Annotated in this window: 7 protein-coding genes; 5 read left to right on the forward strand and 2 right to left on the reverse strand. The window is 59.8% G+C overall.

Features of this window, described 5'->3' with window-relative positions; all coding sequences use genetic code 11:
* Window positions 1-40: 40 nt before the first annotated feature.
* The 3 genes from VHB22_RS16290 to VHB22_RS16300 all read left to right on the forward strand — a co-directional run bounded on the left by VHB22_RS16290 (window position 41) and on the right by VHB22_RS16300 (window position 3,355).
* Window positions 41-538 carry a hypothetical protein gene (locus tag VHB22_RS16290; protein WP_325458042.1) on the forward strand — a complete coding sequence of 166 codons (498 nt, stop codon included), beginning with the start codon at window positions 41-43 and terminating at the stop codon, window positions 536-538.
* A 334-nt stretch (window positions 539-872) separates the two neighbouring features.
* Window positions 873-2,321 (forward strand): YcjX family protein, encoded by a 1,449-nt coding sequence (locus VHB22_RS16295; RefSeq protein ID WP_325458043.1) that lies wholly within the window; start codon window positions 873-875, stop codon window positions 2,319-2,321.
* Window positions 2,318-3,355, forward strand: a complete 1,038-nt coding sequence (locus tag VHB22_RS16300) for a TIGR01620 family protein (RefSeq protein WP_325458044.1) — start codon at window positions 2,318-2,320, stop codon at window positions 3,353-3,355. The genes VHB22_RS16295 and VHB22_RS16300 overlap by 4 nt, the downstream gene beginning before the upstream one ends.
* A 5-nt stretch (window positions 3,356-3,360) precedes the next feature.
* On the opposite strand, the gene mdoH is transcribed toward VHB22_RS16300, so the two are convergent.
* Window positions 3,361-5,334 (reverse strand): glucans biosynthesis glucosyltransferase MdoH, encoded by a 1,974-nt coding sequence (gene mdoH, locus VHB22_RS16305; RefSeq protein WP_325458045.1) that lies wholly within the window; start codon window positions 5,332-5,334, stop codon window positions 3,361-3,363.
* Window positions 5,319-6,878 carry a glucan biosynthesis protein G gene (locus VHB22_RS16310; protein ID WP_325458046.1) on the reverse strand — a complete coding sequence of 520 codons (1,560 nt, stop codon included), beginning with the start codon at window positions 6,876-6,878 and terminating at the stop codon, window positions 5,319-5,321. The genes mdoH and VHB22_RS16310 overlap by 16 nt, the downstream gene beginning before the upstream one ends.
* A gap of 264 nt (window positions 6,879-7,142) precedes the next feature.
* Between VHB22_RS16310 and VHB22_RS16315 the strand changes: the two genes are divergently transcribed.
* Window positions 7,143-7,604 carry a hypothetical protein gene (locus VHB22_RS16315; RefSeq protein WP_325458047.1) on the forward strand — a complete coding sequence of 154 codons (462 nt, stop codon included), beginning with the start codon at window positions 7,143-7,145 and terminating at the stop codon, window positions 7,602-7,604.
* A gap of 325 nt (window positions 7,605-7,929) precedes the next feature.
* Window positions 7,930-9,243: porin (locus tag VHB22_RS16320; protein WP_325458048.1), on the forward strand; the 1,314-nt coding region annotated here is incomplete at its 3' end.

A 9,243-nucleotide genomic window follows, 5' to 3' on the forward strand; every position in this document is an offset into this window, starting at 1 on the left:
GCCGAGCATCGCTCCATTCCTTGTATAGGGCATATGCGACATGACCGAACGCTTATCGAGCGGCCGTCCGACGTCGAGCCTCGGCTCCGCGAATAACGATACAGGCCGCGTAGCGTTCTGCGGACCTTATGTTCTTTCCGCAATCACCGGCTACGGCATCTCGAAAATCGAAGATGTAATTCGAGAAGGCCGCGAGTTGCCGCCGCACCGCAAACCCGTCGTACGCGGAACGTATGCCGACGAGGTTGAATCGGCATTGGCTCATTTCGGTTATCGCATGGTGTCGAAAGAAACCTATCTTCATCGTGCCCGAAAGGAACGCCCGACGGTCTGGACGTGGATGCAAAAGCCGCGAAACGCCTGGGCGTATTACATCCTTGCGATTCACAAGGGCAAAGAAGGGCACTGGATCCTCGTGAAGGGCGTCAAGATGTGCGACACCTTTACCGAAGGCAAATGGACCTTCGTTGTCGATGGGCCGCATCGCGGCTGTCGCATCATGGAAGTCTTCGAGGTCAAGAAGGCGCACGACGCTTAGGCGTTACGCTCTCCGAAAGCCGAAACGGCGCATGTGATGAACGCGGTGTGAATTACCGCTTCAGGCTCTGTTCACGCGCTCTGCATTGGAATGCCCGGGAGGCTGGCGGGCGGCAGAGTAAAGCAGAGCAGTTTACATGTCCGAATTTTTGCGCTCGGGCGCCCTGGTGCTCATGGCGTTCGTGGTTCTTGGAGCCGGCATCGCGGTGATCTTCTACGGATGAGTTCGAGAAACCCAATCGTCTTGCCCGATCGGACCTTGTCCTGGCATCGGAGTTACGCCACTTAAAGGGACCGACCGGTCCCTTTTTGATTTGGATGGCGCGCGGCATCACTTGGCAGATCTCACCTATTCCGATCTCTTCAGAGACGCGCAAATGCGTCTGGGCGACTATCTGACCCCGTCCGTTCGACTGGGCGTCACCGGCCTGTCGCGTGCCGGCAAAACGATCTTCATCACGGCGCTTGTCCGCAACCTGATATCGGGGGGCCGACTGCCCTTCTTTGCAGCCGATGCCGAGCACCGCATCGTCAGAGCCTATCTCGAACCCCAACCGGACGACAGCGTACCCCGCTTTGACTATGAAGCACATCTCGCCGATCTGCTGTCGTCGCCGCCGGCTTGGCCCGATAGTACGCGGCGCATCTCGGAATTGCGCATTACAATAGAATACCGGTCGGCATCCTTATTAAAGCGCGTTATCGGCCTTTCGAAGTTGCATCTCGATATTGTCGATTATCCGGGCGAGTGGCTTATAGATTTGCCGCTGCTCGATCAGGACTACCGAGCCTTTTCATCCGAGGCGTTGGCGCTCGCTGCGGCCCCGCAACGCGCCAAAGCAGCTAAACCGTTTCTGTCCTTTCTCGCGGGCACCGATCCTGCTGCCGCCGAGGACGAACAAATCGCCATGACTGGCGCCAAGCTTTTCACCGAATACCTTCGCGGCATGCGAGAGAGCGGAGCGCAATCGACCCTTGCGCCGGGGCGTTTTTTGCTTCCCGGCGACTTGGAAGGCTCGCCGCTGCTGACATTTTTTCCGATGCCGCTCTCTTCCGAATACCGTCTGCCGCGCGGCTCGCTCGCGGCGATGATGATGCGCCGTTTCGAGAGCTATAAAACGACAGTCGTCAAACCGTTCTTCAACGAGCATTTTGCGCGGCTTGACCGGCAGATCGTGCTTGTCGATGTGCTGACGGCTTTGAACCGGGGCGCAGACGCGGTTGCCGATCTCGAACGGGCGATGACTGCAATCCTTAAAGCATTCCGCCCCGGCGCCAACTCCTGGCTCTCGGCGCTGCTCGGGCGCAAGATCGATCGCGTCCTCTTCGCTGCGACAAAGGCCGATCATCTTCCGGCGTCGAGCCACGATCGCCTCGAAGCCATCCTGAAAGTCATCGTTGACGAAGCGATCTCGCGCGCAGAGACGGAAGGCGCCGGTGTCGGCACGTTAGCCGTTGCCGCTCTCCGGGCGACGCGGGAGACGACTGCAAAGCATGGCAACGAAGTTCTTCCTTGCCTGCGTGGCACTCCGATCAAGGGCGAGACGATCGGCGGCGTGACGTTTGATGGCGCGACTGAGGCCGCAATTTTCCCTGGCGATCTGCCGATCGACCCTGAATCCGCGTTGAGCGCCGCACGAAGTCAGAACGCAATCTCGCTTGAGCTTGTCCGCTTTGCGCCTCCTAAGCTTGCCGACACATTGGCCGACGGCAGACCTACGGCCTTTCCGCATATCAGATTGGATCGTGCGCTCGATTTCCTCATCTCGGATTATCTCGCATGACATTCGATAATGACGCTCCCCCGCCGCGAAAACCGCGTGTGTTCAAACCAGACGACATCGTCGTCGAACCGGAGGTTGACGAAGGTCCATCGCGTGCGGGAGCCGTTACCGCGCGGCGGGCGGCACGGGCGCCGACGCGACATTTGACTGTCACCGACATCAACCGCGGCTTCCGCTTCGGCGGCATTCTTTTTTCTGCGATCGCAGCTCTTGCCTCGCTTGCCGCGGGCGTTTGGTTCGCACGCTTCATATCCGTCGCCCTCGAACGACAAGACTGGGTGGGATGGCTCGCCTTCGCGTTGGCGGCGATCATCGTGCTTATGCTTGTCGCAATCGTGCTGCGCGAATTGATCGGTTTCCGCCGGCTCGCCCGTCTCGCCAAGCTGCGTGCGCTCGTGAAGCAAGCCATTGCCAAGCCCGATGCCGCTAGCGAGCGCAAGGCCGTCAACGCGTTGATTTCGCACTATCGCGGCCGCGCCGATCTGGCGTGGGGTCTGGCGCGGGTCCGCGACCACTTGGGGGATGTATTGCAGCGCGGCGAGCTAATCAGACTTGCCGACCGTGAGCTGCTGCGCCCGCTCGACAGCGAGGCGAGGCGCGTGATCCTCAGGTCGGCCAAGCGCGTCGCAACCGTATCCGCCATCTCTCCGATCATGTGGATCGCGATGGGATTCGTGCTCGTCGAGAACGTGCGCATGTTTCGATCGATTGCGGGGCTCTATGGCGGGCGACCGGGAGTCCTCGGGGCGCTGCGGCTCGCGCGCCTTGTCGTAGCGCACGTCATCGCGACGGGCGGCATCGCGATGACCGACGATCTGTTCGGACAATTCGTCGGGCAGGATGTCTTGCGGCGGTTGTCGCGCCGTCTCGGTGAAGGTGCGTTCAACGGCGCGCTGACGGCACGTCTCGGTGTCGTCGCCGTCACGGTCACGCGACCGCTGCCCAACCTCGATTCCGAGCCGCTTCGCTTGCGCGAGATTTTCAGCGAGCTTCTCCTCTCGCTCCGAGGCGCGGAAAAAGCAGAAAAGTCCTGACCGTCCTAGGCGGCCGCCGCTTGTGGCGGCGGCGCGAGACCACCCGGCGTCGCGGCCCGCCGCGCCCAATTGCGCTCCCGATGCCCGGCATCGATAAGCACAGGCGGGGGAGCTCGGTCGACGCATGTCGTCAATGCCCAGCGCTCGATCGGTCCGGCCCGAAGCGACGTCAGCCAGCTCACCGGCCCCGCAAGCACCAGACCAAGAATGACCGGAGCCATCCAAGCGAGAAGACCGGGAGAGACAGTCCACACAATCAGTCCCACAATAATCCCGATCAGCGTGTGCCATCGCGCGAACCACATGGCATCGTCGAATGAGAGCGCGCCGTCGCTCCGCCGCTGCGGCTTCCATCCGGAATCGAGACCGGCCAGGATTTCAGCGGCCCCCACTGTCTGCGTGACCATGAAGATTGGAGCGATCAACATCGAGTAGATCGTCTCGATTATCACGCCAAACGTCACGCGGATCGCACCGATAAGATCGTTCTCCGCACGCGCCTGCTTCCAGGCCAAAATCAATCCCAGCACCTTCGGCAGAAGCACGACGATAAGCGTCGCGAGAAAGAGCCGGAGCGCAGCACCGGGGTCGATAATCGGCCAGATCGGAAACAGAGTTTTCGCGTCCCGGAAATAGCTCGGGATCATTTGCTGACCCTGCAATGCGAGAATGATGCCCACGATCAACGACAACGCCCAAACCGCCGAGATCAGGTAGGAGGTCGCGCCCATGCCGAGATGCACGCGGCCCATCGGCGTGATGCCTGGCTGTGATACGATCGCCAGGTGCTGCAGATTACCCTGAGCCCAGCGACGGTCCCGCGCGACGACATCGATGATGTTCGGCGGCATGCCTTCGAAGGAGCCTTCGAGCGACGGCATCATATGGACGCCGTAACCCGCGCGCTGCAAGAGAACCGCCTCCACGAAGTCGTGGCTCATAATGTGGCCGCCGAACGGTTTGCGTCCGGGGAGATCGGGCAGACCGGCGGCGGCGGCAAATGCTGCCGTCCGGATGATAGCGTTATGGCCCCAATAGTTGCCTTGATCGCGATGCCAGAACGCAAGGCCCGCGGCCACCGGCGGTCCATAGGTGTTGCAGGCAAACTGTTGCAGGCGCTGGAGCAGCGTCTCGCCGCCCACGATGCGCGGCACTGTCTGAATGAGGCCAGCTTTGGGATCGGCCCCCATTGCCAACGCCAAAGACACGAGCGTCCCGCCGCTCATGACGCTGTCGCCGTCAAGAATAACGAACGAGTCGTATGCGCCGCCAAAGCGCCCGACCCAATCGGCGATATTGCCAGCTTTTTTGGCGGTATTCTGCAGCCGTCTCCGATAGTAGACCGGAACGATGGATTCAATTTCTCGCCCGAGAGCATGATAGACGTCGGCCTCGTGAGCGCCGTCTTCCTCTCCGCGCGTATCGGAAAGTACGAAAACATCGAAATGAGAATTCCGGCCGAGGGCGTCGAGTTCGCGGGCCATGGCCTCGATGGCGCCAGCAATCCTCGCCGGATCTTCATGATAGACCGGGAAAAGCAGCGCCGTGCGCGTCGTCAGGGGCGTTTCCGGAGGCGGCGGCTCGATCGTGTCGGGCCGTTCACCGGCAAACAAGGGCAGAAAGCCAAGCGCGGCGCTTAGACTTCCGATTGCAATCCAACCGAACGCAATCGTCGACAAAATAAGAAAGAGGAATTGCACAGGCGTAATGACGACAAACGCCAGAATACTGAATAATTCATGCGCGAAGGCTGCTGTCAGCGCGGCGGCGCCTGCGAAGATCGCAGTTCGCGGAACCCAATACCCTCGCTGCCGGGGCTCTTTGACGAGGTCCACGCGCTGCGCAAAGTCCTGTTGAGGCATATGGAGCGGCGCAGGCTCTGGCAGACATCGCCAAGGCCCGGCATCGGGGCCAGGTGCGAACCCCGCCGATTCCATTGGTATCTCGCCTTTGAAATTTTCGTTTACGGCTTCGTCCATCGGTAGAGCCAAGTCTCGGAGATGGGCTGGTCACCAGCTTTCAAAACACACCGCAACTCTACGAGCTCGGCGTTCCCGGGCGTCAATTCGAAGGTCACCCGAACACCGGAAATCTCAAGATTACGCTGAACGACGACATTCGAAATTTGGCCTGCACTCCCCGAAACGTCCGCCACCGGTAAATCCTTCGCGTCCCTGACGGAAGGGCCTGTCAAATCGATGACAAACAAAACGTTTCCAGACTTTTTTCCGTTCCCTATGCGTGTTTTTGAAACACGCGCCCCGGACCAGGAAGTGGGAACGTCCCTCCCCCAGAACAGACGATAGTTAAAGACGTGCGGCCCGCCGGGGGTCAGCTCTTTGGCCGGATGCCAATAGGCGACGACATTATCGTGAATCTCATTTTCGACTGGAATCTCGACCAACTCGATGAATCCGTCGCCCCATTGCCCTTTCGGCTGCACCCAAACACTGGGGCGGCGCTCGAAATGAGCTTCGAGATCTTCGTAGCTGTGGAACGCGCGATCCCGCTGCCATAAGCCGAAGCCCGCCGGGCTCTTGTCCATGAAGGCGCTGACCTGCAGTGTCTTGGGGTTGTTCAGTGGACGCCATAAACGCTCGCCGCTACCGTTAACGATAGCAAGCCCATCACTGTCATGGACTTCGGGGCGATAATCCGAAACGCGACGCGGACCGCGGCTCGCGTGTAGGAACATACTCGTCAAAGGCGCGATCCCGACATGTGGAAGCGTCGTACGGGGATAGAGCGTCGCTGAAACGTCCATGACGGTCGTTTCTCCAGGTTCGATGACGAACCGATACGCTCCGGTCGTGGACTGACTGTCCAGCAACGCGTGAATGGTGATTTGGGTTGCACCGAGCCGCGGCTTTTCCAGCCAAAATGTGCGGAAGAATGGGAATTCTTCCCCGCCCGGGCGCGCCGTATCGAGTGCCAGTCCGCGCGCCGATGCACCATAGCCTTCCCCGCGACCGACAGCGCGGAAATAGCTCGCGCCCTGAAACACGGCATACTCGTCGAAGGCGTCGGAACGATTGATCGGCCCGTGGATGCGAAAACCCGAAAATCCATAAGGAGCCGCATCCGGTCCCGGTCCGATTAGCGGCCCGAACGAGAAAAGCTTGCTGTCCGCCACAAGGCGCGTTGCCGCTCCTTTTTCGACGACCCAAAGATCGACGGGCATATCGTAAAGCCAGCCCATCGCGAACGGCTGAATCTCGAAGTTGAGATGCTCCCCTTTCCAGATCGCCTTCTCTGGCCGAAAGCGAATATCCCGGTACTGGTCGTAGGTGAGTTTGTTGAAAGGCGCCGGCAGGTTTAAGCTCGGCTTGGAGAACGGCTGATCCGCAAGCCGTTTGGCTTCGGCATTGACGTTGGTCGCGTTGAAAGGTCTCGGTTGAGCGGATCCGTCGCTCGCCGCCTCGGCGCGCGTTGCGGCAAAGCCAATTTTTGCTGCCGCGAGCGCAAAAGTCCCCATCGCGGCCTGCCCAAGTACCGACCGCCGGTCGACTATTTTCCCTGTCATGTCAGGTATGCTGCCAGCCCTTGCAGTGAGCGTTCCACGGTCTGGTCTACGCTCCCAGCAAGCGCATCCCAAACACCAAGATCAAATTTGCTAAACGACGATTGTGGCAGATTTTCCACTTCACGAAGCTCAGTGTGTGACTTTCGCGCCGGAAAATCGGAATAGCAGCAGGATCGGCCGGATTAGCGTCCGCGGCCATCTATTTTCCCAGCGACTTTGCCAGTCTATAGACCGCGAGGGGGAATGGCACGGACCCGAGGAACAATGGCACCGCTCCAGGAAGGCACGCTGGTCGAAGCGATGATGGATATGCGCAGCCAGGTCGATTTCCTCTGGCAGTTCTTCGTCACCGTTCACATTGCTCTCTTTGCACTCCTCTTCATCTACGACCACGCGGTCGAGGGCCTGAATGCCGTTGCGAAATTTTTTGCCGTCGCCGGTGTCGCGGCTTTCGAATGGATCAACGGCAACGCACTGACCAACGCATATAAACTACTCGACGCCATGCAGGAGCAGTATCGTTGGAGCTTCGGGCAGGTCGATCGCTTTCATCCGGCCTTCTACGAACACTTCGTGCTCGCGACCTATGCGACGCGCCCGACGATGGTGCTCATCACGCACTCATCGGCCCTCGCAGTTATTCTCTTGGCGTTCTTATCGAGACGCTTTATCCAGAGCCGCTCGGCTGGCGGCATGCGGGAGCGACATGAGGCGGCAAATCGCTGACTCCAGCGTCTCTTTGGATTGCATAACACCGGAGCATAGCCCTCTTTGAGGCAGATCGGCTACGCTGTGGCCGCTTCGATTGCTCGTGGCTTTTCTGTCACAAATCCCGGCAATTCCACAGGCTGATTCATCAACGCTGTTTCGCCTGCGAATCTTATCTGCTTTAAACGTCGCCCTGAGCGGTGATTCGGGGGGATGCCCGTAGACCGCAGAAGACGGGTTTGAGGACGGGTTTAACAAAGAACATCGCATAAGAAGAGTGTTGGGCTGAACACATTCCGTTCCGTCCGTCATTCCTCAAGTCGAAGCAGACGGGAGTAGGTCAATGAGCAAGTACAGTCTGAGTGCCCTGGTGGCGGCAGGCCTGCTGGCAAGCGGCATGTCAGTCAGCAGTGCATCTGCAGCCGACCTCGGGGGGAACTGCTGCGCGGACCTCGAAGAGCGCATCGCGGAACTCGAAGCCACGACGGCGCGCAAGGGTAATCGCAAGGTATCGCTGACGGTTTCCGGTTGGGTCGGTCAGCAGGTCACCTGGTGGGATGACGGCGGTGAATCGAACGTTTACGTCAACGATCTCGGCACCACGCTCGCCAGCCACGTGAAATTCACCGGCCAGGCGCAGATCCTGCCGGGCTGGACCGCGGGTTACGTGCTCCATCTTGAAGCCGTCGGCTCCGACAGCTTGACGATGAGCCAGGGTCAGCCGGACGGTCCGTCGGTTCTGACGGGCACCAACAACGGCGTCGGCACGCTGCAGTCGTTCTGGTTCATCAAGAGCGACCAGCTCGGTAAGGTGTCGGTCGGTAAGCAGTCGCAGGCTTCGGATAACACGGCCATCCTGGTCGACGGTTCGGGCTCGCTCGTTCCGGCCAACTGGGTCGACTTCGACATCAACGGCTTCTTCGTCCGCAACCGCACGACCGGTGCTCTTACGTCGATGAACTGGGGTACTGCTGGCGGTGGGGTCTGGGGCGACAACAATGGTGCTCCGACCAACTCGGTCCGTTACGACTCGCCGACCTTCGCTGGTTTCTCGGCTTCGGCTTCCTGGGGTGAAGATGACTTCTGGGATGTCGCTGCCCGCTATGCAGGCGAATGGGCCGACTTCAAGGTTGCCGCTGCCGCAGCCTATAGCCAGACGAACAGCACCTCTGGTGATAGCGGCAACGTTATTCAGCCGCCGGATACCGGTTACTTCCAGGTCGGCGCGTACATTGAGCATATCCCGACGGGTCTGTTTGCTTACGGCGCCTATGGTCACCTGAACTACTACAACAATGCTTACGGTGGCCTCGCCTCGAACAACACGTGGTATGCCAAGGGCGGTATCCGTCAGCGTTGGAACCCGCTCGGCCACACGGTATTCTACGGCGAATATGAGCGCGCTCAGAACCACAATTCGTCGACTGCATTCTTTAATCCCGATGGCACCATTGACATGGGCGATAACGGTGCAGGCGCTGCGTTCGTCGGGGAGTCTGAGGTCAGAATGTGGGGCGTAGGTGCCGTTCAGGAGATCGACGCGGCTGCCATGTCTCTGTGGGTCAAGTATCGCAATGTTGACGCCAGCACGAGCGGCATCAACGCCTTCGATACCGACACCTTCCAGGAAGTCACCGCTGGCGCTCTGATCAACTTC

The sequence above is a fragment of the Hyphomicrobium sp. genome, from assembly GCF_035548195.1.
Taxonomy (GTDB): domain Bacteria; phylum Pseudomonadota; class Alphaproteobacteria; order Rhizobiales; family Hyphomicrobiaceae; genus Hyphomicrobium_B.